Origin of the sequence: Polynucleobacter brandtiae (assembly GCF_002797575.1) — a bacterium.
In the GTDB taxonomy this organism is placed as follows: Bacteria; Pseudomonadota; Gammaproteobacteria; order Burkholderiales; family Burkholderiaceae; genus Polynucleobacter; species Polynucleobacter brandtiae.
This window is the reverse complement of record NZ_PGTX01000001.1, coordinates 695560-721862: the sequence shown is the minus strand read 5'-3', so window position 1 is coordinate 721862 and position 26303 is coordinate 695560. Positions and strand designations below refer to the sequence as shown.

Sequence of the window (26303 nt, the reverse complement as noted above, 5' to 3'; positions counted from 1 at the left end):
AGTACAGGGCCACTGGGTACTTAAAGCATCAAAGACATTGGATGCAAAGCCTGCATGTATGAGTGATGGATTATTTTGTATGAATGTCAAAATGACCTCTACTTTTTGACGCATAACAGTTTTTGTTGGAATACAGATTTTTTATCATAGCGCGCATTATCTTCAACGCCAGTAATGATGCCCAGGCACAGTCCTGTATCAAAATCTTTTGTGTTCTCGTTGCTCAGAAATGATTGGCAGGCTTGGATTATTCGTGCCATCGCTGCCATCGTCGACGTTGGTGGCGCTGTAACAGAAATTGAATGATTACTATTTTCCATGGTGTGTCCAGTATTGAGGCAAGCCATTAAAAAAATGACCGCGCCTGTTTTGATTATTGGTCTATTTGGATAACTTAAGAGATTCATCAGATCTTTTGTCTATTTTCCAGAAATGACTAGCTGTTTTTTTAAGAACTCAGCTGCTTGACTAATGGTGGCCTTATTTTTCTCCCGATCGACCATATAGTTTGCTTCTTGCATTAGTGTCACATCAATAGCGGATAGCAGTGGGGAGATGGCTTTACGTAAGAAGTCATCATTAGCGCGCTTTGGCGCTATGAGAACGACTGCGTCATACGAAGGTGCTGCATTTAATGAGTCAGTCAGAATGCGTAACTGTTGCGCTTGAATGCGACCGTCACTTGAAAATGCAGAGATGACATCTACTCCATCACTTTCTAAGGCGCGATACATTAAGGTCGGCGTAAACGACTTTTCACTTTTAAATGATAGCTTGTAGGCTGACTTTAGTAGCGCCCAATCGGGCCTACTTAAGAATTCAAGATCTGAGCCTAGTCTGAGATTAGGGGCTTTTTCAGAGAGGTTGTTGATGGTAGTGATGTTGCTATTTTGTGCTTGATGCTCTTTCATGGCCAATACATAAGCATTCTCAAACCCTAAACTACCGAGCAAAGTAACGCCGTATTGAGTATGTAGCTCTTGACGGAGTTTCGCCATAAGCTGCGCGCGGGGCGGCCTTGTGGTGTGGCCTAATACGTTACTCCAGAGTGTTCCAGAGTAATCTACATAAACATCAATTTCATTATTAGCAAGCGCTTTAAATACTACTGCTGATCCTAGACTTGTACTCTGCTGAACACTGGCTCCCATGGATTGCAGGCGATCATCAATGAGTTGAGCAAGAATAAATTGTTCACTAAAATTTTTAGCCCCTACGACATAGTCATGTTTTGGCCTGCTAAGGGCTGGAACTAGGGCTGACAAGACGCCAACTACTAATATCAATATTCCTAAAGAGAGCCTCTTTCGTTGCCGAAGTACTAAACCGGTTTCGACTAAGCTCAGTGCGAAATCAGCCACAAGAGCCAGTATTGAGGCGGCAAGACAGCCGAACAATACCGACACCCAGTTTTCAGTTTGCAGGCCGGAAAAGATATAGTTGCCCAGACTAACTTGCCCCACTGAGGTTGCCAAAGTAGCTGCCCCAATAGTCCACACCGTTGCTATGCGAATACCAGACATGAGCACTGGCGCACCAAGCGGTAATTCAACTTGCCATAATTTTTGCTGGGCAGTCATACCAACGCCATCTGCGGCTTCAATGACTAAAGGATCTATCCCAGACAGGGCGGCGACTCCATTGCGCAATATCGGTAGTAGGGCATATAAGGCAAGCGCCAATAGCGACGGTAAAAAACCAAATGCTGGCAATGTAAGCGAAAACAAAGCATCTGTTATTTTTGATAGGCCGAGTAATAGCGGGTAAAACAATGCTAACAAGGCCAATCCCGGAATTGTTTGAATGACACCAGCGCTACTGAGTAATGCATTACGCCAATAGGTGCTTTTAGTGCAAATAATCATTAACGGAAAACCAATTACGAACGCAAGCAGGATCGCTGATGCCGATAGCAAAATATGCTGAGTCAAGTAAAGCGGTAGCTGGCTCCAGGCTAGTAAAATTTGCTCATTCATGGGCTTTAGCCTTGAGCATTTCTTGTAATTGCTTTGCTTGGCGTAAGGGAACATCCATCATTGCTTGGACATCAGTATTCGTTTGCTCTAGCGCTAAATGAGATGGAAAATCCGCCATGATTTGACCTGCTTTAATGATGATGATTCTGTCGGCCAGTAGCAGCGCCTCTTGGATATCATGTGTCACCATTACCGTTGTCAGCTTAAGCCTTTCGTGTAGTGCGCGACACTCTCTTCCTAAAGAATCGCGTGTTATAGGGTCTAGTGCACCAAAAGGCTCATCCATTAACAAAATAGGAGGGGAGGCGGCTAAAGCGCGGGCAATGGCAACTCTTTGCTGCTGACCACCAGATAATTGGTGTGGTAGCCTGCTCTCAAAATGCTGCGGTAATTCCACCATTTTGAGTAGTTCTTCTATCCGCTGCTTAATCTTGTGTTGTGACCAGCCTAAGAGGGTTGGCGTGATGCCAATATTTTCAGAAATACTTAAATGCGGAAATAAGCCCGAACCCTGAAATACGTAACCAATTCCCCTGCGCAAAATAGGTGGGCTCAGCGAGCTTGTAGGTATTCCATTGATTCTGATTTCTCCGCTGCTAGGCTGAATGAGCTGGTTAATTGTTTTCAGAATTGTCGTTTTGCCAGAACCGGAGGCCCCTAGTAAAGCTATAAATGATTCAGTGGCGATGCTGAGTGAAACGTCATTAATAACGGGATCAACTGAGCTTTGATAGCGCTTACTGATGTGGTCCAGCTCAATCAAAAGAATTCTCGCTTTAAAATTAGGGGGGACAAAGTGAAAATTGTTATCCAGCACTACCCGTTGGGTTAGTAGTCATTAATAGCAATAATGCCACCAAGGCTATTAAAATCGGATTTTAAATGCGGAAGCCTGAAATCGCAATTGACTGATTGAATCGCGCTACAGGTCTAATTGACCCAGATACCTGCCTTGCTCTGCAAATTCCACCGATTAAGAACATAATTTACGGGTAATGATCATTGGAAAAAATAATGAAAAAACAACTAGATACTTTTAGCGATCGTATTGCCTACGGCATTACTAGATCATTGCGTTTATTGGCAGATACTTTCTTTTCTAAGCGTTACGGGCATCGCGCAGTTGTGCTTGAGACAGTGGCAGCGGTACCGGGAATGGTTTCTGGTATGTGGATACACCTTAAAAGCTTGCGGCAAGCGAAAACAGGTTACGGACCAAAGATCCGAACTTTATTAGGCGAGGCTGAAAATGAGCGCATGCATTTGATGACGTTTATTGAAATTGCACAACCCACTAAATTAGAGAGAAATTTAATCTTATTTGCACAGTTTCTTTTTTGGCATTTTTACTTTGTGCTTTTTGTCTTCGCACCAAGAACGGCCCACAGAATGATTGGCTATTTTGAGGAGGAGGCGGTCATTAGCTACACTCAATATTTAGAGCAGATTGATGAAAATCCTCACTTAAATATTGCCGCACCCAAAATTGCAATTGATTATTGGAATTTACCAGTAGACGCTAGATTGCGTGATGTGATTATTGCAGTACGGGCCGATGAGCAGGGGCATAGCGAAGTAAACCATGCGTATGCTGATGAGTTTGATGCCTTGGCATAAATGAACATAGTTACTGCGCGCCTCTGATGGGTTATGAGCTGGTTTGGTTTAAGAGGGACTTGCGTTGTCAGGATCATGCTGCACTAGTGCAAGCTGCACGTCTGGGTGCTGTGCGTTGTATTTATGTTGTTGAGCCTGAGCTTTGGCTGCAGCCAGACATGGCTTTGCAACATTTTGAGTTTGTACATGAGTCATTGAGGGTGCTCGATGCAGACCTTCGCCTTCAGGGCGGCTGTATAGAAATTCATCAGGGTGAGCTAAGCGAAGTGCTGCAACGCCTATGGCAAGAGGCTCCTTTTCACCGCCTGCATTCACACGAAGAAACTGGTAACGGCTTTACTTACTCGCGTGATTTAAAGGTGGCCGCCTGGTGTCAAGCGCATCAAGTACATTGGACTGAGTATCCACAGTTTGGTGTTGTGCGAGGTATAAAAAACCGCAATTTATGGCAGGGGGCATGGGAAAAGCACATGGCAGCTCCTATGCAACATCCAGTGGGCCTTACTTTTTGGAAGAGTCCTGGCTTAGATGTTTGGCAAATGAAGGCTCCAAGTCACCTGCAGCACAACCCACCACAAAGATTAAGAGGCGGAAGGGCGCTTGCCCTTGCAACGCTTCATAGCTTTTTGAATGCCCGCAGCCTAGGTTATCGAGGTGGCATCTCTTCACCACTGTCGGCTCCCAATGCTTGTTCGCGCATATCCGTATATTTAGCTTGGGGGTGCATTAGCATGCGCGAAGTTGTGCAGCAAACCTATGAATATATGGAGCAGTTACCACCACAAGCCATCAGACATCGAGCGGGCCTATCTGCTTTTGTCAGTCGCCTGTATTGGCACTGTCACTTTATTCAAAAGTTAGAAAGTGAGCCTGCTATTGAGTGGCGAAACATGCACTCTGGTTATGATGGGCTTCGTGAGCATGATTTTAATCAAGCGCACTTTGAGGCCCTCAAGGCAGGTAGAACCGGTTGGCCGATGGTGGATGCCTGCGTTGTCATGTTGCGAGAAACAGGGTGGTTGAATTTTCGGATGCGAGCGATGCTGGTTTCTGTTGCTGCCTATCCTTTATGGCTTCATTGGCGCCCGGTAGGGGAGTGGTTGGCCACTCAGTTTCTAGACTACGAGCCAGGTATTCATTGGAGCCAACTGCAAATGCAGTCAGGTACGACGGGAATTAATACCACCCGGGTTTACAACCCTATTAAACAGGCCCAGGATCACGACCCCCACGGCCGTTTCGTGCGGCAGTGGTTACCACATATGAGCGCAGTGCCTCATTCCTGGTTGTTTGAGCCTTGGCTCATGACGCCACAGCTTCAGGCAGATGCTGGCGTTCAGGTTGGGGTTGAGATAGCGCTACCAATAGTAGATCTTAGCTTGGCGACAAAAGAGTCTAAGAGCCGGATTCATAGCAGGCGTCAACAGCCAGAGGTGAGGGCTGGCAAGCAAGGCGTTGTTGAAAGGCATGCTTCACGTAAGAAGCCAATTAAACGCAAGAGCTCCTCATTAAAGAAATCTGACTCTAAAGAGCAGCTAGGCTTTGATTTTTAACGGCGAAACTGACGGCTTCTTTGGCCTTATGCAGCAGCAGGCCACCCCTACACTATATTTATTAGGGTGTATTAACGTCTAGCAGATAAGGCATATGGGTGTTTTTGTACCATGTTCATTTGCCTAGCACCTTCTTCTCTGGTTTTCAGATAGTATTACCGTAATACCGAATTTAAGTACTAAATTAGCGCAGTTCAGATTGCCTCTAACCTTAAACTTTAATATGCAAACCAGCAAAACAACCCCTTACAAATTAGCCATTCTGATTGGTTATGCGCTAACGCTGATTGGTTGTTTAATGTTGTTGCTGGGCTTGATTGGTGCCTACGATTTTGAAATTTTTTCGTTCGGAATTTCGTCTGGCATAAGAATTATTGCTTCTATTGCTATATCTGGTTGCTTAATTAGCGCTGCCACGCATTTCTTTTTTGACTTACAAGAACAACAGACTTAAGGAAAAAACATGTTCAAACCATCAGACTTTTTTATTATTTTGGCAGTGATGCTTTCATTTGTTGTTTCAGCTTATATGTGGTTTGTACTGAAAGACCAGATGCAGGCAATCTTCACAGCGATTTGGATCCCAGCAATATTTACATTTGGGATCTATTTCAAGCTGTGCGCACTGATGAGGAAGAAATCATGATATTTAGTGATCTCCTCTACCCAGCAATATTCATCTTTTTGCTACTAATTATTGGACTAGTCCTCACGGTTAGAGAGTTTCAGGACAAAGATTAGTTGAGAAAGTATGCTTTTAAGGTTTGCTTGTGAGAATGCCGCTAATTAAGCAGAATCTATCAAAAAGGCTTAATATCTAAACATGCGCCGTATTTGTTTACTTATCTGCCTAAGTTTATTTTCCAGCCTCATTCATGCGGCGGGCATGCCTGTAGCTGGCTTGAGTAAAAGTATCGCCCAAGAGGTAGCGGTTGAGCACGCAGCCTCTGATCTCGGTCATACTTCCCACCATGCTGGTCAGCATGACCCATCTAATCACTCCGATAAAGACCATCCTGGTTGCGATCTATGTATAGCAGCTATTCCCCATCAAGACGCGTCTCATAGTCTTAGTGACATTCCAAATGGTGCACCCTTAGGAAATGCTTCCTTAAAGGATTCGGCGCCAACCCAGTTACTCGCAAAACCACCTATTTCTTAAGTTCAATCCCGTAGTCCGTCCAAAATTTGGGCGCTTTGAACTTACTTACAGAAAATTAGGAGTTTCGTATGAAAAAAATCATATTTGCAGCATTGTTTGTAGTTGCCACTGTGGTTCATGCCTCGGGCGAATGGACTAATGCACAGGTAATTCGGGTTGATGCTAGCAAAAGCCGTTTATTTTTAAAGCATGACGAAATTAAATCAATTGGCATGCCTTCGATGAGTATGTCCTTTGATATTAGTAAAAGCGTTGATATCTCTAAATACCAACCCAACGACCAAATTCGCTTTCAGCTTAAGCAAATTAACGGCTATATGGAAATCAGCCAGATAGAGAGGGTCAAGTGATTAAGCAATCCTTACTGACTGTTTTGATAGTGAGCTCTTTTAATGCCATGGCGGCACCATTAGCCTATAAGGACGGCATGATGGGAATGGCTGATTATTCAAAAACTAGTACAGATTTAGGGTTTAACTACTCTGTTACTGCAAAAGATGCCATCGGCATTACCAGCGTGTATCAGCAAACAGATAGTAGCTCAAGAACATCTTTGACCAATGAGCTCGCCTACACTCGCCTTGCGCATCGCTGGAATTTATCGGATGCACAAGCTAACGTTTGGTTATTTTTAGGCGCTGGAGAAATGAAGACTAATCAATCAGCTACTACAAAGCCGACTGTATCTCCCGGCATTCAGGTGGATTATGAGACCACCCGAATTTATGGGGCTGCAACGGTTAAGTCATCATTTGCTAATAACGCCAGTAGCATCAATACCTCATTTAGAACGGGCTTTTCATTTTATGAAACTAACTACGATGAAGCGCAGCCATGGCTCATTATTGAAGCAAGGCGCATGTCTTTTGTATCACCAAAATATGAGTACACCCCCATGCTGCGCATTATCGACAAAAGCTACTTTTTGGAATTAGGGGCAAACCTACAAGGCCAGCCTCGTATTAACTTTATGTATACCTACTAACTTTTTAGGAAAAATGATCATGAAAAAAATGATATTTGCTCTAGCCCTTTCGGCTATCTCTGTTCAAGCGTTTGCAACCACCACGATGAGTTTGACGGTAAATGGTCTAGTTTGCGCCTTCTGCGCCCAAGGTATTGAAAAGCGCATGAAGGCACTACCTGAAACTGCGGCGGTCACTGTTGATTTGAAAAAGAAATTAGTTCTAGTACAAGCTAAAGAGGGTAAAACCTTAAATGAGAAACTCATTAAAGAAGAAATCGTTGATTCTGGATTTGAGGTGGTCAGTGCTAGCCTGATTCAGAAGTCGATTGCAGAGATCAATAAATGAACAAGCGATATTTTGCTAATTTGATCACTTTACTATCGAGCTCTTCGACTCTGATTTGCTGTGCTCTTCCCGCTCTACTAGTATCTATTGGAGCTGGTGCCACTCTATCTGCTGCAGTCACTATTTTTCCCAAGATCGTTTGGGTGAGTGAAAATAAAGAGCTGATTTTTGGATTTTCTGGTGCCATGTTATTCATTAGCGGCATAGTGCAATATCGATCAAGAAATATGGCCTGTCCAATTGACCAGCGAGAGGCATGCAGATCAACAAGAGCAGCCTCCAAGTGGATCTATCTATTGAGTTTGGGGCTTTACCTGGTCGGTGGATTCTTCGCCTTTATTGCACCGATTATCTTTAGTTAGTGAAGTGTAGAAATTTAAAGTGAGATAAAAATAGTGTCGTTCCATGGCTGGATGCTCAACCAGCCATGGAATTTGATGCCTTAAAGCGATTTACCATCAAAGTCGCTGGCGGCATGACGCTCAAGCAGTTGCTGTAGAGGCTCACCCCAAGTGCGGTTCACAATACGACCCCGCTTTACCGCTGGACGTGACAGTATCGTATCGGCCCAGCGTTGAACGTTGACATACTCATGAACACTCAAAAATTCCCCAGCACCATAGAGCAATCCTTTGGCTAGTGCGCCATACCAGGGAAAGCTTGCGATATCTGCAATGGTGTAAGTATCACCGGCTAAATATTCACTGACTGCCAGGCGTTGATCCAAAACATCAAGCTGCCGCTTTACTTCCATCGCGAATCGATCAATCGGGTATTCCATCTTAAAGGGAGCATAGGAATAAAAATGACCAAAGCCACCCCCTAAGTATGGAGCGCTACCCATTTGCCAAAATAACCAATTCATTGTTTCTGTTCGAGTTGCAGTGTCTTTAGAAAGAAAGGCATTAAATTTCTCTGCCAAATAAAACAGAATAGATCCCGATTCAAACACGCGAATAGGTGTTGATGTGCCACGATCAAGAAGAGCGGGAATTTTAGAATTGGGATTAATTTTGACAAAATCAGAGCCAAATTGATCAGCGTCCCCAATTTTAATGAGCCACGCATCGTATTCTGCGCCCTGATGACCCAGAGCAAGAAGCTCCTCAAGCATGATGGTCACTTTGACGCCATTGGGGGTGCCCATGGAATACAGCTGTAAGGGATGTCGCCCAATAGGTAATTCTTTTTCCTCTCTTGCTCCAGCGGTCGGCCGATTAATACTGGCGAACTCACCCCCATTTGGTTTTTCCCAGGCCCAAACTTGAGGGGGATTGTATTGGGTTGAATCTGTCATTTTTCTCTCCAGGGGTAGGTAAACAGCTATATTTTATTAGGCTAATTAGCTAGCATCATAAGACCAAGCACTGATGCAGTGTTCGTTTTTCAGTTTGCCTGATTCTATCGATATACCTAGTGGATACATCGATGATGGGCCCCATTTGATCGAATGTCGCATCGTCATAGGGTTGTGTTAGATTGACTATCTATATCGGCGGACAATTAAAAAATAAGCCATCCCCCAGGAGAATTTAATGATTAAGCTATTTTTTCATCCCTCACCAAACCCACTTAAAGTGGCACTTTTTTTGGAAGAGGCAAACATTCCATATGAGGTAGTTGCCGTTGATACTCGTAAGGGTGAGCAGCACCTACCTGATTTTATGCGGATCAATCCAAATGCAAAAACGCCAGCTCTTTTGGATGGTGATATTCGGGTTTTTGATAGCAACGCCATCCTAATTTACTTGGCAGAAAAATATCAACAATTTTTACCAGGAAGCACTCCTCAAATTAAGGCAGAGATGCTCTCATGGCTTATGTTTGTAGCCACGGGCATCGGACCCTATTGTGGGCAAGCTGTGCATTTCAAGCACTTTGCACCTGAGCCAAAAGAATATGCTGTGAATCGCTATGATTTTGAAGCTTGGCGTCATTGGAAAATTATCAATGAACATTTGGCGGCTAGACAATATATGGTGGCTGATAGCTACTCCATAGTCGATATGTCTGTATGGGGTTGGGCCAGGGTTATTCCATTTGTATTGGGAGCTGATGCTTTTGAGCAACTACCCAATGTCAAGCGATTGTTAGATGAAATTAATGCTAGGCCTGCAGCTCAAAAGGCTGAGGCCATTAAAACCCAGCATGCTTTTAAAGTAGAAATGGACAAAGACGCATTGCAAAATCTCTTTCCTGCCAATGAACGCCTAAATAAATAGTTTACATTTGTCTAATTAAATATTAAAAACAAAACTTAAGGGTAATCCTTATACTTTTCACGGATATAAAAGAATAGAATTTTAATGTCTATGAGCGGTTTCCGACACATTGAGGAGTAGAGTGGATTTAGAGCACCCAGATCAATTGATAGAATTAAGTTATATCAGTAAGGCGACCCAAGATATGGGTTTGTCCAGCTTGATTCATTTATTTGATGTCTCTCTAAAATGGAATGACGACCACGGTCTCACGGGCGTTCTTTTTTATGAAAATCAATTTTTCTCGCAAATTATTGAGGGCAAAAGAGCCGATGTTCAAGAGATTTGGGGAAAAATTCAGAAGGACTATCGGCATCAGATTGTTCGCCAGCTTGCTTTTAATAGCATTCAAGAACGAGCCTTTCCGAATTGGGGTATCCGATTCTATGGCGGTGATTTGATCGCTAAAGATGTTCCCCATCTGACAGGCCTACTCGATGGCATTCCTAATCATGATGTTGAGCTGTTGGCAGCGATGCGCTCCGTATCAGATGGAGCTAAAAAGCAATAAAAAAGGGAGCAGCAATGTGCCCCCTCTCTTTACTGTTCAACTCATGCCTCACCAATACAAGTTATAGACTCAGATCCGCATTCATTACCTTAGTCCATGATGCCACAAAGTCATCAATAAACTTTTTCTGATTGTCGTCCTGTGCATAGACTTCAGCATAGGATCTCAAGACCGAGTTAGATCCTAAAACAAGATCTACTCGCGTTGCTGTCCACTTAGTTTTTTCTGTCTTGCGATCAACCACATCGTAACTATTTCGACCGGTCGGCTTCCACGTGTAGCCCATATCAGTCAGAGCGACGAAAAAGTCATTGCTTAGAACGCCCTCCCGATCTGTGAATACTCCATGTTTCGTGCCACCGTAGTTGGTGCCAAGGACCCGCATACCGCCGATTAAGACGACCATCTCTACCGCACTGAGACCCATCAATTGTGTACGATCGAGTAGTAGCTCCTCGGGCGTAACAACATAGTGTTGCTTAAGCCAGTTGCGGTAACCATCGGCTAAGGGCTCTAACACTTCAAATGACTCAATGTCGGTCATTTCTGGTGTGGCATCTCCTCGTCCAGCAGTGAAGGGAACTTGCACAGAAAAACCACCTGCTTTAGCGGCTTGCTCAATACTGATATTGCCCGCTAGAACAATGATGTCGGCAATACTTGCTCCGGTGTCCTTGGCGATAGTTTCATATGCAGCTAAGACAGCGGAGAGTCGCTCAGGTTCATTACCCTCCCAATCTTTTTGTGGCGCAAGACGAATGCGAGAGCCATTTGCACCCCCACGCTTATCTGAATCTCGATAAGTGCGAGCGCTATCCCAGGCAGTATTAATCATATCAACGCTAGATAGACCTGCAGCTAAGATTTTGGTCTTCGTTGCCTGAATATCGTACTGTGTATTTCCTGCGGGTACTGGATCTTGCCAAATTAAATCTTCCTTGGGAACATCTGGCCCAAAGTACCTTGCCTTTGGACCCATATCACGATGGGTTAACTTAAACCAAGCTCGTGCAAAGGTCTCAGAGAAGTAGGCCTGGTCTTGGTAAAACCGTTCCGAGATCTTGCGATACTCCGGATCCATTTTCATAGCCATATCGGCATCGGTCATCATTGGGTTGCAGCGAATCGTTGCATCCTCAACATCGACCGGCTTATCTTCTTCTTTGATGTTGATGGGCGCATATTGCCAAGCACCCGCAGGACTCTTAGTGAGCTCCCACTCATAGTTGAGTAGTAAATGGAAGTAGCCGTTATCCCATTGTGTGGGGTGGGTTGTCCAGGCGCCTTCGATACCGCTGGAGACAGTATCTCTACCAATACTTCTAGTCTGATGATTCATCCAGCCTAGGCCCTGCTCATTAATATCAGCAGCCTCCGGTACAGGGCCTAAATTAGCGGCATCACCATTACCATGTGATTTACCGACGGTATGACCACCTGCAGTCAGGGCAACAGTTTCTTCATCGTTCATTGCCATACGCAAGAAAGTAGTACGAATATCTTGAGCGGTTTTTAAGGGATCAGGGTTACCATCAACACCTTCTGGATTGACATAAATGAGCCCCATCATGACAGCAGCTAATGGGTTCTCCAGATCGCGCTCACCGCTATAGCGACTACCTTCACCACCACTTTTTTGTAACCATTCTTTCTCAGACCCCCAATAGACCTCTTTCTGTGGATGCCAAATATCTTCACGACCAAATGAAAATCCGAATATTTTGAGACCCATAGATTCATAGGCAATAGTGCCAGCCAGAATCATTAAGTCTGCCCAACTAATTTGATTGCCATACTTCTTTTTAATAGGCCACAGCAGGCGACGGGCCTTATCTAGATTGACATTATCGGGCCAGGAGTTCAGTGGAGCAAAGCGTTGATTGCCTGTGCCTGCACCCCCGCGACCGTCTGCAATGCGGTAGGTTCCAGCTGAATGCCATGCCATCCGGATCATGAGGCCGCCATAGTGACCCCAGTCTGCTGGCCACCAATCTTGGCTATCCAATAGCAATGCCTTCATATCCTTCTTGAGGGCATCGACATCCAACGTTCTTAGCGCATCTCGATAGTCATACGAAGACCCCATGGGATTGGTTTTGGCATCTTGTTGATGCAATATATCCAAATTGAGTGACTTGGGCCACCAAGCGGGGCTATCCCCTTGTTCGGTATTGGCCCCATGAGCGACTGGACACATTCCTTTTGACGACATATGAATCTCCTATTGATTGAACTACTGTGGATTCATCATGCGCTTTAAGTGAGCATAAGCCTAACGATTTAAATAAATATCCCTTATCTAATAAAGCGATAGTGCTGGAACTAGTATCGGGACTTGAGCAGCTTGCTCAAGCTGCTCAAGAGTGATCATGCATTTCATGTGCTTAATGTGATTTGGCAGAAGCAGTAATTTTTTCAGTGTAAGCAATTGCTAGAGCTGAAAAAACAAAGGTCAAGTGAATTAAAGTCTGCCACATTAATGTTTTTTCATCATAGCTTGATGCATTAATAAACGTTTTTAATAGGTGAATCGATGAAATTCCAATGATGGCAGTTGCTAACTTTACCTTTAGAACCCCAGCATTAACATGAGACAACCACTCTGGTTGATCGGGGTGATTTTCTAGCTCTAAGCGAGAGACAAAAGTTTCCCACCCACCTACGATGACCATGACGAGTAAATTAGAAATCATGACAACATCAATGAGTCCCAGTACCACCAACATAATTTCAGTTTCAGACGGCATTCTCTGAACTAAGAGTGAAATGAGGTGCACTAGCTCTACCCAAAATTGCCAAACATAGACTGCTTGAGCGACTACTAAGCCAATGTATAGCGGCGCCTGCAACCACCGCGTCATAAAGATCCATTTTGGTAATGGCTTTAGTTTTTTCTCTAAATCAGAAAGTTCAACTGGCATAATATTTTTATCCTAGGGGTAAATTCTTGACGTGAAAATATTCAATATTTAAAAGATCATACTTTCAATCTAGCTTGAATATTACCCCAGCTGTATGACTTTATTGTTCTGTGCTTTGGTGGCGGTTCATCTAGTCGTCTCCGCACGCCCAAGGAGTGGTTTGATTACTGCTGCAAAGGGCTTCAATAGTAAAAAACCGCTTCTGTATTTCACCAGAAGCGGTTTTTTTTGATCGAGTGCAGATTATTTTTTGGTGGGCGCCTTGGCAAAACGTAAATAAGGAAGCTTAATATCTAGCGCGCCAAATCGCTCTTTGGCTGCTTCATCAGTTAAGGCTAAGCCCACAATCACATCCTGACCTATTTGCCAATTGGCTGGGGTGGCAATTGGTGCGCCATCAGTTATTTGGATGGCGTCTAAAGCGCGTAAGATCTCAGCAAAATTACGACCCACTGCCATTGGATAAGAGATCGTTAGGCGAATCTTTTTATCGGGTCCAATAATGAATACCGTTCGAACAGTCGCTGTATGGGCTGGGGTTCTACCGTCTGGTAGATATGCTTCTGCAGGCAACATGTTGTAGAGCTTGGCAACCTCTAATGAGCGATCATCGATGATCGGGAAGTTGGCTGGCACACCAGCAGTAGCCTCAATATCTTTTTTCCATTTCAGATGCTCTTCAACACTATCAACAGAGACGCCCATCACTTTAGTGTTCCGCTTTTCAAACTCCGAAGATAGCTGAGCTACAGCACTAAATTCTGTGGTGCATACGGGTGTGAAATCCTTTGGATGGGAAAATAAGATAGCGTAGTGATCGCCAATCCATTCATGAAGTGTTAGCTTTCCAGCTGTAGAGTCGGCAGTAAAGTCGGGTGCAACATCATTTATTCTGAGAGACATTATTTATTTTCCTGAAGGTAAGGGGACATGATTTTGTAGATCACTCATTACTGTAGTCCTATTGTGCGTATTGCAAGCGATTAAAAAGTGATGCACTTATATTCAGCTGGAATATAGGCCTCACCAGCAACGATCATTAGGCTATATTGCTTTAATTCAGTGATATTTCTGATCAGAGTTACGTAAATGTTCAATTTTAAGATACAGAATAGTGGCAGATAAGCCAAAGGTAATGATATTGGCGACCAGAATAGGGCCACTACCGATCCGAATGCCATAAATGATCCACAAAAAGACTCCGAATGTAAATGCGGTATACATTCCCAATGAGATGCCCGACAGATCGCGGGTAGTGATTGAGCGATAGGTTTGCGGAATGAAGGCTGCAGTCGTAATGGCAGCTGCTATGAAGCCCAGGATGTTATCGAAATCCATTAGTGAACAATGACATTCTTTAGTTGGTCATCTTCAATAATTTCAGTGACGAGATCCAGTCGGATTCTGGGATTGGTTTGAGAGAGCAAATGATTCTTTTGCGCTAATGAGATTGGTAAAAGCTCCGCGAGTCGATTCGACACCCAGCCGCAGTCATCCATCTTATATGGCTCTTTAAATGGAGCATCGCCCAATAAATCTTCTTTCTTAATCACCGAGATGATTTCTTCTAAGAGGGTAGCTACTTTCTGATGTTCTGGTGGAATTGCCATGAGGGGATCGTTATCCATCATCGCTACCTCCCCCAACCACAGACCGTCTGCTTCTTGTTTGGCGCTGATAAGCTTAAAGCGTCTGGTGCCGAAGGACTTGGTCATATACAAGGCGGGCTGAATGGGGTCAAAGTCTTCAATTTGAGCAAGCGTACCCATTGGAGAGAAAGCCGCTAATGGGTTATCTGAGCTCAGATTATCTTCATTAACGATGCTGATGACGCCAAATTCTGTTTTTTCGCGAAGACAGCGCTTCATCATATCGAGATAGCGCGCTTCAAAAATTTTCAAGGCAATGATGCCATCTGGAAAAAGAATGGTGCCTAGGGGAAATAAGGGAATTGTTTGCGTGTCGGCAATGGTATTAGTCATCATTCAAATGTAAAGGATTTAGGGAAGTTTTGCTGGCATAGCTCTAAAATAAGAGGATGTACGATCTTCCCTTGCCGGATCACCACTGCTATGGCCCCTCTCCAGATCCACTACTTTTAGCTCAATGGCTGGGAGAATCCAATGCGCTGACATGTTCGATTCTGAAAAATCTGCAAGCTGGTCAAGAATTGGTCCCGCAACTTGATATTGTGAATCCTCCCTATTGGGAATTTGGGCACCTCACCTGGTTCCATGAATTTTGGGTTCAGCGCAAGGGTAGCGATCAATCCCCATCTGCTTTACAAAATGCCGATTATTGGTTCAATTCCTCAGATATTGCTCATGCCGATCGGTGGAGCATTGCAATGCCCTCAATTGATGCATTGCTAGAATTTAATGCACAAGTCGTCTGGCGCACCCAATGTCTCTTGAAGCAGGCCTTATCAGCAGAGGATCTGTACTTTATTCAGCTGGCGATCTTTCATCAAGATATGCATAATGAAGCATTCGCCTATATGTGGCATACGCTAGGGTATGCCGCTCCGTTTGAGCGCTTCGGTAAAAAAGAGGTCTCGCCATCCACATCCCCCTCTAATGCCTATATTACATTTGCAGAGACTACGGTGTTTGCAGGTTCAAGGCCGTACAGCGGCTTTATCTTTGATAATGAGAAGTGGGAGCATCCAGTAGCTGTACCTGCCTTTTCTATTGCACAGCAGGCCGTCAGTAATGCTGCTTACTTAGCGTTTCTTGAGTCAGATCAGAATCAATCAAAGATCAACCCTTTAATTCCTCTGGGGCATTGGAAAAAAGAAGGTGCAGTCTGGATGGAGCGTACTTTTGATCAATGGAGTCCACTCATCCCTCATGAGCCGGTTCGCAACATCGCTTATGCAGATGCTGAGCAATATTGTCAGTGGGCAGGCGTTCGCATGCCTACCGAGTATGAATTAAGCTTACTACTGTCACAAGAGAGCCAGGTATGGCAGGCTTCCAATTTATGGGAATGGACTACCAGCGTCTTTGCACCGTTCCCGGGCTTTACGGCGGATCCTTACGCGGATTATTCCCAGCCTTGGTTTGATGGTAGCTATCAAGTGCTTAAAGGGTGGAGCGCCTACACGCCTGAGCGTATGCGACGTCCGGCACTGCGTAATTTTTATAAACCTAGCCGCAGCGATCACTTTTGCGGCTTTCGTACGTGTTTGCTCTAAATTGAGTAAGCTACTTCCTTAATCAATCTCTCAATTAAATGAATATTTATGTCCTATAACGGTCGTCTCACCTCTTTATCTCACGGCGGCGGCTGTGGCTGCAAAATTGCGCCGGGCGTTCTCAGCGATATTCTGAAAGCTTCACCAATCCGCAATATCCCTGCTGCATTACTAGCTGGGTCTGACAATAACGAAGATGCAGCTGTTTATCAGATCAATGAGAACCAGGCGATTGTGGCGACTACCGATTTTTTTATGCCAATTGTGGATGATCCATTTGAGTTTGGTCGGATTGCAGCAACCAATGCCATTTCAGATATCTATGCCATGGGCGCTCAGCCCTTATTTGCACTTGCTTTGTTGGGCATGCCCATCAATGTTTTGCCACTAGAGGTTATTCAGCAGATTACGGCAGGTGGAGAATCTGTTTGCAACGATGCCGGCATCATGATTGCCGGTGGTCACTCCATAGACACAGTTGAGCCTATTTATGGCCTAGTCGCGATTGGCGTGGTGGATCCTAAAAAACTCAAGCGGAACAGCGGCGCCCAATTAGGCGACAGTATTATTTTGAGTAAGCCATTGGGGGTTGGGATTTTGTCTGCTGGATTAAAGCAAGAAAAACTTTCAGATGCCGGCTACCAAGAGATGATTGCCTTAACAACAAAGCTCAATAAACCAGGTGTGGCATTGGCCCAGCTCGATAGCGTACATGCCTTAACAGATGTGACTGGCTTTGGCTTAGCTGGACACCTTCTCGAGCTAGCAAGAGGCGCTAAATTAGAGGCGCAGCTGGAATGGAATGCCATTCCGGTAGTGGAAGAGGCAATCAAATTAGTTCAGGCAGATATTTATACGGGGGCGTCTACTCGTAACTGGATTGGATTTGGCGACGAGGTGAAGCTAGCTCAGCATATCGCGCTTTGGCAACAGAATGTCTTAACGGACCCCCAGACCAGCGGTGGATTATTGATTTCTTGTGCGCCAGAAGCAGAAGCAGAAGTACTCTCTATTTTGCAGGCAGGTGGATTTAATAGCGCGAAAAAGATTGGCCAGTTCGTCTTGGGATCTGGGGTCTCAGTCGCGTAAACAACTTTAACTTTTTTACTTCTATTGAAATTATTCAGAAATTGAAAATTAATATGAAAACGTTTCTTCGATATGCTGCGGCTTGTTTTATTTTTGGTGTGATGGGTTTACAGGCAAACGCCCAAAATGTTTTGCGAATCTCTGCTATTCCTGATGAGGCGCCAACAGAACTGCAGCGCAAATTTAAGCCTTTGGGTGATTATTTAGCAGCAGAGACTGGGATGAAAGTAGAGTTCACTCCCGTGACTGACTACGCTGCTGTTGTTGAGTCTTTGGCAACTAAAAAGATTGATATGGCTTGGCTTGGTGGCTTTACCTATGTTCAGACAAAAATTAGAACAAATGGAACAGCATTACCGATCATTCAACGCGTAGAAGATGAAAAATTCAGAAGCGTGTTCATCGTCCCGGCTGACAGCACTGTCAAGACTTTGCCTGAGCTCAAGCTTAAGGGCGGCACCATTGCGTTTGGTTCACCATCATCGACTTCTGGCCACCTAATGCCGCGCTACTTCTTAATGCAAGCTGGCGTAAACCCAGATAAAGATTTTAAGAATATTGCTTTCTCAGGTGCACACGATGCAACCGTAGCGTTCGTAGCTAGTGGTAAAGCAGATGTTGGCGCATTGAATATCTCTGTGTGGGATAAATTGCTTGAGTCAAAAAATCCCAATGCATTGAAAGTAAAAGTGCTTTCTACAACGCCAACTTATTTTGATTACAACTGGACTGTTCGTGGAGACCTGGATCCTGCACTGGTCAAAAAAATTAGCAATGCATTCCTAAAATTAGAGGCCAGTAATCCTAGTTATAAGGAGTTAATGGACTTACAGCGTGCGACTAAGTATGTGACTACCAAGTCTTCAAACTATGACGATATTGAAAAAGCTGCGCAATCTGCCGGTTTAATTAAATAACTCCGGTGAGCCAAGTAAGTCATTAAGAAAAAGTTAAATAAGCAAATGGATTTTTCAGTACAGCAGCTCAGTTTTCAGCATACAAATGGCGTTCAAGCCCTTAAGAACATCACTCTTTCGGCTAAAGCTGGGGAGTGCATTGCAGTGATTGGGGCATCGGGCTCGGGTAAGACATCTTTACTCAGCATCTTAGTTACCGCTTTAAAGCCAACTGGTGGCTCTGTAGCACTCAATGGGAAGAATCCGTGGAGCTTGTCAAGCGGTGAACTCAAGCGACTGCGTTCGCGCATCGGTCTAGTTCATCAGGCTCCACCCATTCCATCACGTCAGCGTGTGATAACGGCAATTTTGGCAGGGCGCCTCGGTCAATGGCCACTATGGAAATCCATCGTCTCTCTGATCTATCCCTTGGATATTGCTGGTGCCCGCGCCTGCCTGGAGCGATTAGATTTATCGGATCGGCTATTTGAGCGGTGTGATTGTCTATCAGGCGGCCAATTGCAAAGGGTAGGAGTGGCAAGGGCTTTATATCAAGCACCTGATCTGCTGTTGGCGGATGAGCCAATATCCGCTATGGATCCCGTTTTATCGGATCTCATTATTAGTGAGCTGATGAATGAGGCTAAGGAGAGAAAGATTACTCTAGTGGCTAGCCTGCATGCTGTAGATGTAGCCCTACGCTGGTTTCCTCGCATTATTGGTGTTCGCAATGGTGAAATTGCCTTTGATCTTCCTGCTGAGAAAGTTACGCAAGACTTACTCAAACAACTGTATTCCTCTGAAATGGGGATGCTTCCGATGCAAAATCACCCCACCATTGCCTAAAGAGTCTGCAATATGGCGACCACAGTAACTCGATCTTACCTAGGCACCCTTGATCCTGCTGCCCCCTATCGCCTTTTGGGAATAGTCTTGGGACTCTGCTTGTTGTGGCCTCTGCTGCAGTTGGCACAGTTCAATCCCTTGTTGTTGCTGGACCCCAATAATATTCGGGTGTTTGGTGATTTTCTAATTCAATTCTTTCCGCCCAATCTACAGGTAGATTTTTTGGAATTGGTGTTGACGGCAACGATCCAAACCTTAGCAATGGCGACAGCAGGTATCGCTTTAGCGTTAGTAATAGCGGCACCTTTAGGACTGATTATTTCTTATAGCCTATCCATTTCTAGAATTGGCCCTGCCTCGTATCATCCTTTTGCGCAAAGTGTTCGCTGGCTTGCTCGCTTTTTGATGTTGGTGTTACGGGGAATTCCCGAGATTGTTTGGGCCTTATTGTTAGTAAGAATTTTTGGACTGGGCCCCATTGCAGGGGTGCTTGCTATTGCCATTACTTATGGCGGTATGTTGGCTAAGGTCTACTCTGAGATTTTAGAGTCAGGTAATACTTTGCCAGCAAGGGCGATCTTACTAGCTGGTGGGGGTCGCTTAGCGGCCTTCTTTTATGGAATGTTGCCAGGCTGTGCGCAGGAATTAGCTTCTTACACGGTTTATCGTTGGGAGTGTGCCGTCAGGGCGTCCGTCATTATGGGTTTTGTGGGAGCGGGCGGTCTTGGGCAGCTGATGGATCAGTCGATGAAGATGCTCAACGGTGGTGAGGTCTCCACCATCCTGATAGTGTTTCTTGGCCTTGTTCTTTTGGCTGACTATATTAGCTTGTTCATTCGAAAGCAGCTCGAATGAAGATACAGGCCAATAGTGAAGCGATCAAAACTGTCATCCATTCAATTGGCACTGAGCCTGCCCGTCTGTATTGCATCCGATGCCTGATTACCTTGGGCCTCATCTTGGGCTTAACTGTACTGAGTTTTATGTATCTCTCGCTTAATCCTGCTGCTTTATTTACCAGTGAGGCATTGAGTAGCCTATTTGGGTTTGTGGGGCGATTTTTCCCACCAGACCTTAGTGATGATTTCTTGAGGAAAATTGGTGCCGGTTTTTTAGAAACCATTGCTATTTCTGCCTTAGCTACCCTGACCGCTGCTGTACTGAGTATCGGCCTAGCATTACCAGTGGCGGGGCGCTTTGGTTTGCCCGCGAAAGTTGTCGCTCGTTTTATGTGTAATTTTTTACGTTCTGTGCCAGAACTAGTTTGGGCAGTTTTAATGGTGTTGGCAGTAGGGCTTGGTCCGTTTGCTGGAACACTTGCCCTGACTTTACATACTACCGGGGTGCTTGGGCGTTTATTTGGCGAGACTTTAGAGAATTATCCGCCTGCCGCCAGTAATGCATTAACCCTCAGCGGCGCAGGGCCCATAGACGCTTTCTTATACGCCACCTTCCCAGGCATAGCACCACAACTCCTATCCTATAGCCTTTATCGTTGGGAAATGAATATCCGAATGGCGACGATTTTAGGGTTTGTTGGGGCCGGTGGTTTAGGGCAAATGCTGTTTTATGAATTATCTTTGCTGCGTGAACCAAAAGCCTCCACTGTAATTATTGCTATGTTGCTACTAGTTTTTTTAGTGGACGCCATCAGCAATCGATTACGCCGAATACAAATGCATAACTTAGGTTAATAAATCATGACTCAGGCTTCAGACACCACTCAAGAAATTATCTCTGGACTGCAGGCAAGTACGCCATCGATTTCTCCTAAGTTTTTTTATGACGATATTGGCTCTCGCTTGTTTGAGGTGATTACCTTGTTGGATGAGTATTACCCAAGCCGTACTGAGAAGTCTATTATGGAGGCCAATAGTCAGGCAATTGCCCTTGCCGTTGGTCAGTGCGATGTGCTGCTAGACCTCGGTGCAGGCAATTGCGCAAAAGCCAGCGCGTTATTTGATTCAATCAAGCCAAAACAGTATCGGGCACTCGATATTTCTAAAGCGTTTTTAGAGTCTGCGGTGGCAGATTTGCAAAAACGGTTTCCGATGATTGAGATGCAGGCACAGGCCTTTGACTTAATTCAGCCTTTGGATTTTCCGGATCTCATCAATCAGCGTAAAACATTCTTTTATCCAGGGTCGTCTATTGGTAATTTTGATACTGAGAGTGCAAAACGATTTTTTGAGAATATCGCTAAGGTATGTCAAGGTGCTGGTGGCCTGTTAATTGGTGTGGATCTGATCAAAGATCGGGAGGTGCTGCATCGTGCTTATAACGACTCTCTTGGAGTAACCTCAGCCTTTAATCTCAATGCATTGCTTCACATTAATCGATTGATTAATGCTAACTTTGATGTACGCGATTGGGAGCACCACGCTATATTTAATGAATCTCTTTCACGCATTGAGATGTACTTACGTGCCGTACGTGATGTCCAGGTATCTTGGCCCAGTGGGAAGCAGTCATTTCAGAAGGACGCGCTTATTCATACGGAAAATAGCTACAAATATACGATTGCCAATTTTACGCAGATGCTGCTGGACGCAGGCTTTAAGAGTGCGCAGACTTGGACTGATTCAAACTCACACTTTTTGGTGTGTTATGCCAGTGCTCAGTAAGACGGAATTTACTAAAGATTGGATAGAGCGCATTTCAAAAGCGGGCTTTATTAAGCTTTGGCGTGCATGAATCTGTTTTTCTAGGGATCGATAAAACCGAGGCTCAGTTTCAGCTCGATGAAGTAAAGCAGCTAAAGCTTTTTCATCACCCACAGGGAAGTAAGCAGAATAAGACTCACCTAGTAGCCCCCGATTTCCAGGAATGTCAGAGGCAACTACCGGTACCCCAATTGCAATCGCTTCGGATACAACATGAGCTCCCCCCTCCATGAGGCTGGTAATTACCATGAGATGACTGCGCGCCAGCCTCTGCAATGCTTGGGCATGACTCACTTCATCCAGCCATTCATAACGGGGGAGTTTAGCTTGATATCTGATTGCCATCTGCCGCATATCGGGACTCATGGCTTTACCTAAGTGCTGAACGCGAATAACGCTCTCAGAGGGAAGCTCTGCAAGACAGCGTGCGGTGCAAAAAGGATCTTTCTCTGGGCGTAGATGACCGATAACACTAACCAGAAAACACCGCTTTAAGAGGGGCTTACGCGAAATTGCCTTCACTGATTGATAAATGACATGCACCTTCTTCTGTAGTGCCTTAGGGATGATTTCCATAGCGGCCGACTGGAGTAATACGATCTTATCCGCCAGCTGCATTGAGATCAGTACCTCGGGATGTTGTTTGATATCTCGATAAAGATCAGTCCCTGTCATCATCAAAATGACAGGCTTATGAGGGTACTTTTGCTTAAAGCGCAAAATGGAGTCATGGCTTCGATAAGCATGTAGTGCAATGAGAAGGTCTGTATCGCCTTGAGCCCATGACTCAGTTATTCGAGATGAGTAGCCTAATTTCTTTAAAAATCTATCCCAACGCTGAGCAGTAATGCGATTGCCATGTAGGCTGCCTACCGGAGCAGGAGTCACGATATTAATTTTGATCTTGTTTCGGGAGGAGGAGGGTTTTATAGTCATCGCTACCATCTTACCTACCCCAATTCAGCTTGTCTTTGATGAAGTTTAGAAGTGAGCTCAAATACTCTAGATTTAGTAATAGTGCGTAAGCTTTTCTGAATCAGCTTATAGATGTCCAGATCAAACTCAGGTTCACCAGATTCTAATAATTCTGCAATTTCCTCTTCATTCATGGCGGTACCTAAATAGCACCAGTGATCAATGATATGAACCACGTTTCCCTCTTGGATGCCGATTGGTCCCTTAAAAGTCCAGTGGGCTACCTTAAATTTCTCAAGAACCGTAGTAAGTTTAATGTTGTGTAATTCATACGACTCTTTGGCAATACAGGCACCCTGGCATTTTTTTACTTGGTATCCAAAGCAGGGTTGATCTTTTGTGAGTTTTTCAAGACCTAGCAGACCAAGGCATAAGTGATTTCGTTCAGCTATCGAACTAAGCATTATTTTTGCCTCACGCCGACTGTAAAAAAGTCCAAATAGATTATCTTGCCTTCCGGGCTTCAGTTGATGGTGGGTTACCAACTCTGGAATGAGGACGCCAGCAGAATTAGTCGTTAATTGCCAGGCACATAAATCCTTAGATCTTCTTAATTTGACATTTAGTGTGGGCAATCGCTGCTTAATCAGCTTAGATTCTAGTAATAGAGCGCCAATTTCGCCGGCTGTTTCAATCCAGTCAATGTCCCTTACTTGCATGGCTAAGTTCATTTCCTTTCGCTTAGAAAGGGCGCTTTGAAAATGGCTTAATACACGGGTGCGAATCGAAATACTTTTGCCAATATAAATTGGCATTTTATTTTCACCATAAAAAATATAGACCCCAGGTTTTTCAGGTAGCAGATTCATGAGATCTGGATCAATATGGCTCGGTAGGCTTGAGTTTCCCAATAAAGATTGAGCGGCAGCATAGAGCTCTTCTGAGCCTAATTTGCTGATACAGCAATTCCAAAACTGCAGTAATAAATCAGCATCTCCTAGGGCGCGGTGACGGCTACTCACTTTGAGTTGATGCGCCTGAATTAGGGTATCTAAGTTATGCCTTACTTGATTTGGAAAAAGCTTACGGGATAACTTGACGGTACATAGTACTTTGGGTTTGAAGTCAATTCCCACCCGCTTGAAGGATGCTTTTAAGAATCCATAGTCAAAGCGGGCATTGTGGGCAACAAAAATCTTCCCCTCTAATTTTTTAGATAATGCGCGACTGATTTCTTCAAAGTTTGGAGCATTAGCCACCATATCAGGTCGGATACCGGTGAGCGCTTGAATATTGCTTGGAATACATGTTTCTGGATTTATGAGCTGTTCCCAAACATCTATTTCGCCCTTGTGTAGTGTGACGATTCCAACTTCCGTGATGCGATCCCGCTCAAAATTAGACCCGGTTGTTTCTATATCAACAAAAGCAAGTTCTGGAAAATCATCGGATAGGGTTTTCATTATTAGAAAAGGGCGCTGACATACGCCTTAAGAATACATTCGATTCAAAACCTTAGCCAGATGAAAGCCACTCATCCATGCCCCCTCTACTGTGGACGTTCTTAACCAGTCACCACAGAGTGCGAGTTGATTTTGTGTATCTAAGCCATAGTTTGACTGGCTTTCATTTTCTAATTTAGCGTAACGCCATAAATGTGTTTGATATAAATCACATTCAGCGCCCGTTAAGTTTTGGAAGGCCTCTATTAATAAAGGCTCTACTTCATAGTGACTGAGGTCAAGATGCTCTTCAGACCAAGCAGGGTTAGCCTGGGCTACCCATGTTTCGTATCTTGAGCGTTCAGGTTTCGTATTATCCCTAGCGATCCAAGAGAAAATATGGTCATTGATAAAAGCACCATCAAAATCAAGCGTTAAGGGATTTCTAAGGTAAGCTAAAAAAGTCCAACAGGGCTGCATCTGAACTTCACTGCACATCACTTGAAGGTTCTGTGAGTTTTTTCCAATGAGGTTCTTCGCTTGGGCTGGAGGAGTGGCGCAGATCAAAAAGTCAAACTGGTGAGGTAGTACACCAGATTCTTTTGAGGAGACTTCCCAATAACCATTTATTTTGGTAATTTCCGTAATAGTCTGAGAAAGTTCAAGTACAACATTCTTTGCTAGATACTTGGCGGGGGAGCTCATTTCTGGCACGCCAACGTATCTTTTTTTGGTGGGATCTGAGTCTACAATCTGACCGTGGGTGTAGCTGACGATCTTGCCCAGCCAGGGACTAGCAACTCCAGCCTGAATCCACCGCTGTACCTCTTCAGCAAAAAGAGGATCTTTTGCAGTGAAGTATTGAGCTCCATGATCGGCGCCCCATTTTTCGTAATTGCGGTGGCTCATGCGTCCACCCACACCATGACTCTTATCGAAGATGACTACTTTATGTCCTGCTAGTGTGAGTTGATGGGCGCAAGAGAGTCCTGCGATGCCAGCGCCGATGATGCCAACTTTGAGAGATTTCATTAAAAAGGATAATTCATTAAATTGAGCTATATTTTAATCCCTTTGGGTCTTGCCTGCTTGGCACAGGGATCTCTATTCCTCTAAAAGGAGGGGTGTTTCTAGCTGCACAATTTTCAATAAAAGACTATATTGATATCTCGTAGTGTTGTGAATACTTAAGCGCTCAAAAAATATGATCCGATTTCTTTTTCTTACTCTAGCGATGCTCTCTTCGCCTGTCTTTGCAGATCTACCCTCAGACTTGATTCAAGCCTGCCAAAGAGAGCAAGTCAAGGCGCATAGCAATCTGAACAAATCCCTTGTGGAAAAAGATTTTCAGCCCTATTGCGCATGTGTAGCCAAAGCAGTTTCCGATAAGCTCAACAATCGTCAGTTAAATGAGTTGAAAATGAATGGCTGGGATAATAAATCAAGCCGGTTTAAAGAGGCTCAACAATCAGCCGAAAAAGTATGCATGGTCAATGATGCCAAAATGAAAGCTTAGGGAATAGCATGAGTTCAAATTTACTGAGTTTGTATATCGTTGCTGGAATGCTGGGCATCATGTTATTTTTTACTGTTGCCGTTGCGCCTACGGTATTTAAGGTGCTGCCTCAAGAATGGTCAAGTAAGTATGTCAGGGCTTTTTTTCCAAAATATTATATTTTTCTAGGCCTTTTTAGCTTGCTGTCTGCCTATTTGATTGAGGGAAATGTGAACACCCTTCTTTTGATTTTGTGTACAGTTTTATTTTTGTTCGCACTGTTAATATTGATGCCGGCGATTAATCGCGCCGCTGACTCGGGGAATAAGAAGTACTTTGGACTCCTTCATGGCCTGAGTGTGTTGGTTAATTTGATTCAGTTTGGTATTTTTATCTACGTATTGCTCTACGAATAAAAATGAGACCTAGCCCCGCTGCTTTTCTCTG

At 44.4% G+C, this 26303-nt stretch carries 32 protein-coding genes; 20 read left to right on the top strand and 12 right to left on the bottom strand.

Annotated features, from left to right (window positions below; all coding sequences use genetic code 11):
- Nucleotides 1-98: 98 nt before the first annotated feature.
- The 3 genes from B0G85_RS03785 to B0G85_RS03775 are packed head-to-tail and all read right to left on the bottom strand — an operon-like array spanning nt 99 to nt 2739.
- On the bottom strand, nt 99-407 hold the full coding sequence (locus B0G85_RS03785; RefSeq protein ID WP_100379076.1) for a hypothetical protein: 309 nt from the start codon (nt 405-407) through the stop codon (nt 99-101).
- A gap of 12 nt (nt 408-419) precedes the next feature.
- Complete coding sequence (locus tag B0G85_RS03780) at nt 420-1976, bottom strand: ABC transporter permease/substrate-binding protein (RefSeq protein WP_100379075.1); 1557 nt, start codon at nt 1974-1976, stop codon at nt 420-422.
- Nucleotides 1969-2739 (bottom strand): ATP-binding cassette domain-containing protein, encoded by a 771-nt coding sequence (locus tag B0G85_RS03775; RefSeq protein ID WP_198508689.1) that lies wholly within the window; start codon nt 2737-2739, stop codon nt 1969-1971. The genes B0G85_RS03780 and B0G85_RS03775 overlap by 8 nt, the downstream gene beginning before the upstream one ends.
- Before the next feature lie 251 nt (nt 2740-2990).
- Between B0G85_RS03775 and B0G85_RS03770 the strand changes: the two genes are divergently transcribed.
- The 9 genes from B0G85_RS03770 (at nt 2991) to B0G85_RS03730 (ending at nt 7983) form a co-directional block, all read left to right on the top strand.
- Nucleotides 2991-3593 (top strand): alternative oxidase, encoded by a 603-nt coding sequence (locus tag B0G85_RS03770; RefSeq protein WP_100379074.1) that lies wholly within the window; start codon nt 2991-2993, stop codon nt 3591-3593.
- 26 nt (nt 3594-3619) lie between these two features.
- Entirely contained in the window at nt 3620-5146 is a 1527-nt protein-coding gene (locus B0G85_RS03765; RefSeq protein ID WP_100379073.1) for a cryptochrome/deoxyribodipyrimidine photo-lyase family protein, read from the top strand.
- A gap of 223 nt (nt 5147-5369) precedes the next feature.
- Complete coding sequence (locus B0G85_RS03760; RefSeq protein WP_100379072.1) at nt 5370-5600, top strand: hypothetical protein; 231 nt, start codon at nt 5370-5372, stop codon at nt 5598-5600.
- 9 nt (nt 5601-5609) lie between these two features.
- The gene (locus B0G85_RS03755; RefSeq protein ID WP_100379071.1) at nt 5610-5792 is read left to right on the top strand and encodes a hypothetical protein; all 183 of its coding nucleotides are present in this window, start codon (nt 5610-5612) and stop codon (nt 5790-5792) included.
- 177 nt (nt 5793-5969) lie between these two features.
- Complete coding sequence (locus tag B0G85_RS03750; RefSeq protein WP_100379070.1) at nt 5970-6308, top strand: hypothetical protein; 339 nt, start codon at nt 5970-5972, stop codon at nt 6306-6308.
- Nucleotides 6309-6376: 68 nt separating this feature from the next.
- Complete coding sequence (locus B0G85_RS03745; protein ID WP_100379069.1) at nt 6377-6658, top strand: copper-binding protein; 282 nt, start codon at nt 6377-6379, stop codon at nt 6656-6658.
- Nucleotides 6655-7293 carry a hypothetical protein gene (locus B0G85_RS03740; protein ID WP_232725918.1) on the top strand — a complete coding sequence of 213 codons (639 nt, stop codon included), beginning with the start codon at nt 6655-6657 and terminating at the stop codon, nt 7291-7293. Before B0G85_RS03745 ends, B0G85_RS03740 begins: the two co-directional genes overlap by 4 nt.
- Before the next feature lie 19 nt (nt 7294-7312).
- A complete protein-coding gene (locus B0G85_RS03735; RefSeq protein ID WP_100379068.1) occupies nt 7313-7621 on the top strand; it encodes a heavy-metal-associated domain-containing protein in 309 nt (102 codons plus the stop codon).
- A complete protein-coding gene (locus B0G85_RS03730; protein ID WP_100379067.1) occupies nt 7618-7983 on the top strand; it encodes a hypothetical protein in 366 nt (121 codons plus the stop codon). Before B0G85_RS03735 ends, B0G85_RS03730 begins: the two co-directional genes overlap by 4 nt.
- An 80-nt stretch (nt 7984-8063) precedes the next feature.
- Here the strand turns inward: B0G85_RS03730 and yghU are convergent, their stop codons facing one another.
- Complete coding sequence (gene yghU, locus B0G85_RS03725) at nt 8064-8918, bottom strand: glutathione-dependent disulfide-bond oxidoreductase (RefSeq protein ID WP_100379066.1); 855 nt, start codon at nt 8916-8918, stop codon at nt 8064-8066.
- A gap of 238 nt (nt 8919-9156) precedes the next feature.
- On the opposite strand from yghU, the gene B0G85_RS03720 reads away from it, so the two are divergent.
- Nucleotides 9157-9843, top strand: coding sequence for a glutathione S-transferase family protein (locus B0G85_RS03720; RefSeq protein WP_100379065.1), 687 nt, complete (start codon nt 9157-9159; stop codon nt 9841-9843).
- 121 nt (nt 9844-9964) lie between these two features.
- Nucleotides 9965-10393: a BLUF domain-containing protein gene (locus tag B0G85_RS03715; protein ID WP_100379064.1), complete on the top strand. Its 429-nt coding sequence runs from the start codon at nt 9965-9967 to the stop codon at nt 10391-10393.
- 61 nt (nt 10394-10454) lie between these two features.
- Here B0G85_RS03715 and katG read toward each other — a convergent pair whose 3' ends face one another.
- The 5 genes from katG to B0G85_RS03690 form a co-directional block, all read right to left on the bottom strand.
- A complete protein-coding gene (gene katG / locus B0G85_RS03710) occupies nt 10455-12605 on the bottom strand; it encodes a catalase/peroxidase HPI (protein WP_100379063.1) in 2151 nt (716 codons plus the stop codon).
- 172 nt (nt 12606-12777) lie between these two features.
- Entirely contained in the window at nt 12778-13314 is a 537-nt protein-coding gene (locus B0G85_RS03705) for a TIGR00645 family protein (RefSeq protein WP_100379062.1), read from the bottom strand.
- 243 nt (nt 13315-13557) lie between these two features.
- A complete protein-coding gene (locus B0G85_RS03700) occupies nt 13558-14217 on the bottom strand; it encodes a peroxiredoxin (protein WP_100379061.1) in 660 nt (219 codons plus the stop codon).
- Between the two features lie 156 nt (nt 14218-14373).
- Complete coding sequence (locus B0G85_RS03695) at nt 14374-14652, bottom strand: SemiSWEET transporter (RefSeq protein WP_100379060.1); 279 nt, start codon at nt 14650-14652, stop codon at nt 14374-14376.
- Entirely contained in the window at nt 14652-15296 is a 645-nt protein-coding gene (locus B0G85_RS03690; RefSeq protein ID WP_100379175.1) for an LON peptidase substrate-binding domain-containing protein, read from the bottom strand. Before B0G85_RS03690 ends, B0G85_RS03695 begins: the two co-directional genes overlap by 1 nt.
- A gap of 56 nt (nt 15297-15352) precedes the next feature.
- Between B0G85_RS03690 and B0G85_RS03685 the strand changes: the two genes are divergently transcribed.
- Genes B0G85_RS03685 through egtD form a run of 7 tightly spaced genes read left to right on the top strand, consistent with a single transcriptional unit; the run spans nt 15353 to nt 21965 of the window.
- On the top strand, nt 15353-16510 hold the full coding sequence (locus B0G85_RS03685) for an SUMF1/EgtB/PvdO family nonheme iron enzyme (RefSeq protein ID WP_100379059.1): 1158 nt from the start codon (nt 15353-15355) through the stop codon (nt 16508-16510).
- 48 nt (nt 16511-16558) lie between these two features.
- Complete coding sequence (gene selD, locus B0G85_RS03680; protein ID WP_100379058.1) at nt 16559-17599, top strand: selenide, water dikinase SelD; 1041 nt, start codon at nt 16559-16561, stop codon at nt 17597-17599.
- 53 nt (nt 17600-17652) lie between these two features.
- Nucleotides 17653-18516 (top strand): putative selenate ABC transporter substrate-binding protein, encoded by an 864-nt coding sequence (locus B0G85_RS03675; protein ID WP_100379057.1) that lies wholly within the window; start codon nt 17653-17655, stop codon nt 18514-18516.
- Nucleotides 18517-18561: 45 nt separating this feature from the next.
- Nucleotides 18562-19341, top strand: coding sequence for a phosphonate ABC transporter ATP-binding protein (locus B0G85_RS03670; RefSeq protein WP_100379056.1), 780 nt, complete (start codon nt 18562-18564; stop codon nt 19339-19341).
- 12 nt (nt 19342-19353) lie between these two features.
- Complete coding sequence (locus B0G85_RS03665; RefSeq protein WP_100379055.1) at nt 19354-20196, top strand: PhnE/PtxC family ABC transporter permease; 843 nt, start codon at nt 19354-19356, stop codon at nt 20194-20196.
- Entirely contained in the window at nt 20193-21035 is an 843-nt protein-coding gene (gene phnE, locus B0G85_RS03660; protein WP_100379054.1) for a phosphonate ABC transporter, permease protein PhnE, read from the top strand. The genes B0G85_RS03665 and phnE overlap by 4 nt, the downstream gene beginning before the upstream one ends.
- A 6-nt stretch (nt 21036-21041) precedes the next feature.
- Nucleotides 21042-21965 (top strand): L-histidine N(alpha)-methyltransferase, encoded by a 924-nt coding sequence (gene egtD, locus B0G85_RS03655; protein WP_100379053.1) that lies wholly within the window; start codon nt 21042-21044, stop codon nt 21963-21965.
- On the opposite strand, the gene senB is transcribed toward egtD, so the two are convergent.
- Genes senB through B0G85_RS03640 form a run of 3 tightly spaced genes read right to left on the bottom strand, consistent with a single transcriptional unit; the run spans nt 21930 to nt 25393 of the window.
- On the bottom strand, nt 21930-22940 hold the full coding sequence (senB, locus tag B0G85_RS03650) for a selenoneine biosynthesis selenosugar synthase SenB (RefSeq protein WP_157799272.1): 1011 nt from the start codon (nt 22938-22940) through the stop codon (nt 21930-21932). The two genes, egtD and senB, sit on opposite strands and share 36 nt — an antisense overlap.
- 14 nt (nt 22941-22954) lie before the next feature.
- Nucleotides 22955-24382 (bottom strand): exonuclease domain-containing protein, encoded by a 1428-nt coding sequence (locus B0G85_RS03645; protein WP_100379051.1) that lies wholly within the window; start codon nt 24380-24382, stop codon nt 22955-22957.
- Between the two features lie 27 nt (nt 24383-24409).
- Nucleotides 24410-25393 (bottom strand): NAD(P)/FAD-dependent oxidoreductase, encoded by a 984-nt coding sequence (locus B0G85_RS03640; RefSeq protein ID WP_100379050.1) that lies wholly within the window; start codon nt 25391-25393, stop codon nt 24410-24412.
- Nucleotides 25394-25565: 172 nt separating this feature from the next.
- Here B0G85_RS03640 and B0G85_RS03635 point away from each other — a divergent pair, with 172 nt between their 5' ends.
- Entirely contained in the window at nt 25566-25877 is a 312-nt protein-coding gene (locus tag B0G85_RS03635) for a hypothetical protein (protein WP_157799271.1), read from the top strand.
- Between the two features lie 8 nt (nt 25878-25885).
- Nucleotides 25886-26272, top strand: a complete 387-nt coding sequence (locus B0G85_RS03630; RefSeq protein ID WP_100379048.1) for a DUF4149 domain-containing protein — start codon at nt 25886-25888, stop codon at nt 26270-26272.
- Nucleotides 26273-26303: the final 31 nt, after the last annotated feature.

Bases quoted from the DNA above. Each gene is read 5' to 3' on its own strand.
- B0G85_RS03785 (WP_100379076.1), bottom strand. From the start codon at position 407: ATGAATCTCTTAAGTTATCCAAATAGACCAATAATCAAAACAGGCGCG.
- B0G85_RS03780 (WP_100379075.1), bottom strand. From the start codon at position 1,976: ATGAATGAGCAAATTTTACTAGCCTGGAGCCAGCTACCGCTTTACTTG.
- B0G85_RS03770 (WP_100379074.1), top strand. From the start codon at position 2,991: ATGAAAAAACAACTAGATACTTTTAGCGATCGTATTGCCTACGGCATT.
- B0G85_RS03765 (WP_100379073.1), top strand. From the start codon at position 3,620: ATGGGTTATGAGCTGGTTTGGTTTAAGAGGGACTTGCGTTGTCAGGAT.
- B0G85_RS03760 (WP_100379072.1), top strand. From the start codon at position 5,370: ATGCAAACCAGCAAAACAACCCCTTACAAATTAGCCATTCTGATTGGT.
- B0G85_RS03755 (WP_100379071.1), top strand. From the start codon at position 5,610: ATGTTCAAACCATCAGACTTTTTTATTATTTTGGCAGTGATGCTTTCA.
- B0G85_RS03750 (WP_100379070.1), top strand. From the start codon at position 5,970: ATGCGCCGTATTTGTTTACTTATCTGCCTAAGTTTATTTTCCAGCCTC.
- B0G85_RS03745 (WP_100379069.1), top strand. From the start codon at position 6,377: ATGAAAAAAATCATATTTGCAGCATTGTTTGTAGTTGCCACTGTGGTT.
- B0G85_RS03735 (WP_100379068.1), top strand. From the start codon at position 7,313: ATGAAAAAAATGATATTTGCTCTAGCCCTTTCGGCTATCTCTGTTCAA.
- B0G85_RS03730 (WP_100379067.1), top strand. From the start codon at position 7,618: ATGAACAAGCGATATTTTGCTAATTTGATCACTTTACTATCGAGCTCT.
- yghU (WP_100379066.1), bottom strand. From the start codon at position 8,918: ATGACAGATTCAACCCAATACAATCCCCCTCAAGTTTGGGCCTGGGAA.
- B0G85_RS03720 (WP_100379065.1), top strand. From the start codon at position 9,157: ATGATTAAGCTATTTTTTCATCCCTCACCAAACCCACTTAAAGTGGCA.
- katG (WP_100379063.1), bottom strand. From the start codon at position 12,605: ATGTCGTCAAAAGGAATGTGTCCAGTCGCTCATGGGGCCAATACCGAA.
- B0G85_RS03705 (WP_100379062.1), bottom strand. From the start codon at position 13,314: ATGCCAGTTGAACTTTCTGATTTAGAGAAAAAACTAAAGCCATTACCA.
- B0G85_RS03700 (WP_100379061.1), bottom strand. From the start codon at position 14,217: ATGTCTCTCAGAATAAATGATGTTGCACCCGACTTTACTGCCGACTCT.
- B0G85_RS03695 (WP_100379060.1), bottom strand. From the start codon at position 14,652: ATGGATTTCGATAACATCCTGGGCTTCATAGCAGCTGCCATTACGACT.
- B0G85_RS03690 (WP_100379175.1), bottom strand. From the start codon at position 15,296: ATGACTAATACCATTGCCGACACGCAAACAATTCCCTTATTTCCCCTA.
- B0G85_RS03685 (WP_100379059.1), top strand. From the start codon at position 15,353: ATGTACGATCTTCCCTTGCCGGATCACCACTGCTATGGCCCCTCTCCA.
- selD (WP_100379058.1), top strand. From the start codon at position 16,559: ATGTCCTATAACGGTCGTCTCACCTCTTTATCTCACGGCGGCGGCTGT.
- B0G85_RS03675 (WP_100379057.1), top strand. From the start codon at position 17,653: ATGAAAACGTTTCTTCGATATGCTGCGGCTTGTTTTATTTTTGGTGTG.
- B0G85_RS03670 (WP_100379056.1), top strand. From the start codon at position 18,562: ATGGATTTTTCAGTACAGCAGCTCAGTTTTCAGCATACAAATGGCGTT.
- B0G85_RS03665 (WP_100379055.1), top strand. From the start codon at position 19,354: ATGGCGACCACAGTAACTCGATCTTACCTAGGCACCCTTGATCCTGCT.
- phnE (WP_100379054.1), top strand. From the start codon at position 20,193: ATGAAGATACAGGCCAATAGTGAAGCGATCAAAACTGTCATCCATTCA.
- egtD (WP_100379053.1), top strand. From the start codon at position 21,042: ATGACTCAGGCTTCAGACACCACTCAAGAAATTATCTCTGGACTGCAG.
- senB (WP_157799272.1), bottom strand. From the start codon at position 22,940: ATGACTATAAAACCCTCCTCCTCCCGAAACAAGATCAAAATTAATATC.
- B0G85_RS03645 (WP_100379051.1), bottom strand. From the start codon at position 24,382: ATGAAAACCCTATCCGATGATTTTCCAGAACTTGCTTTTGTTGATATA.
- B0G85_RS03640 (WP_100379050.1), bottom strand. From the start codon at position 25,393: ATGAAATCTCTCAAAGTTGGCATCATCGGCGCTGGCATCGCAGGACTC.
- B0G85_RS03635 (WP_157799271.1), top strand. From the start codon at position 25,566: ATGATCCGATTTCTTTTTCTTACTCTAGCGATGCTCTCTTCGCCTGTC.
- B0G85_RS03630 (WP_100379048.1), top strand. From the start codon at position 25,886: ATGAGTTCAAATTTACTGAGTTTGTATATCGTTGCTGGAATGCTGGGC.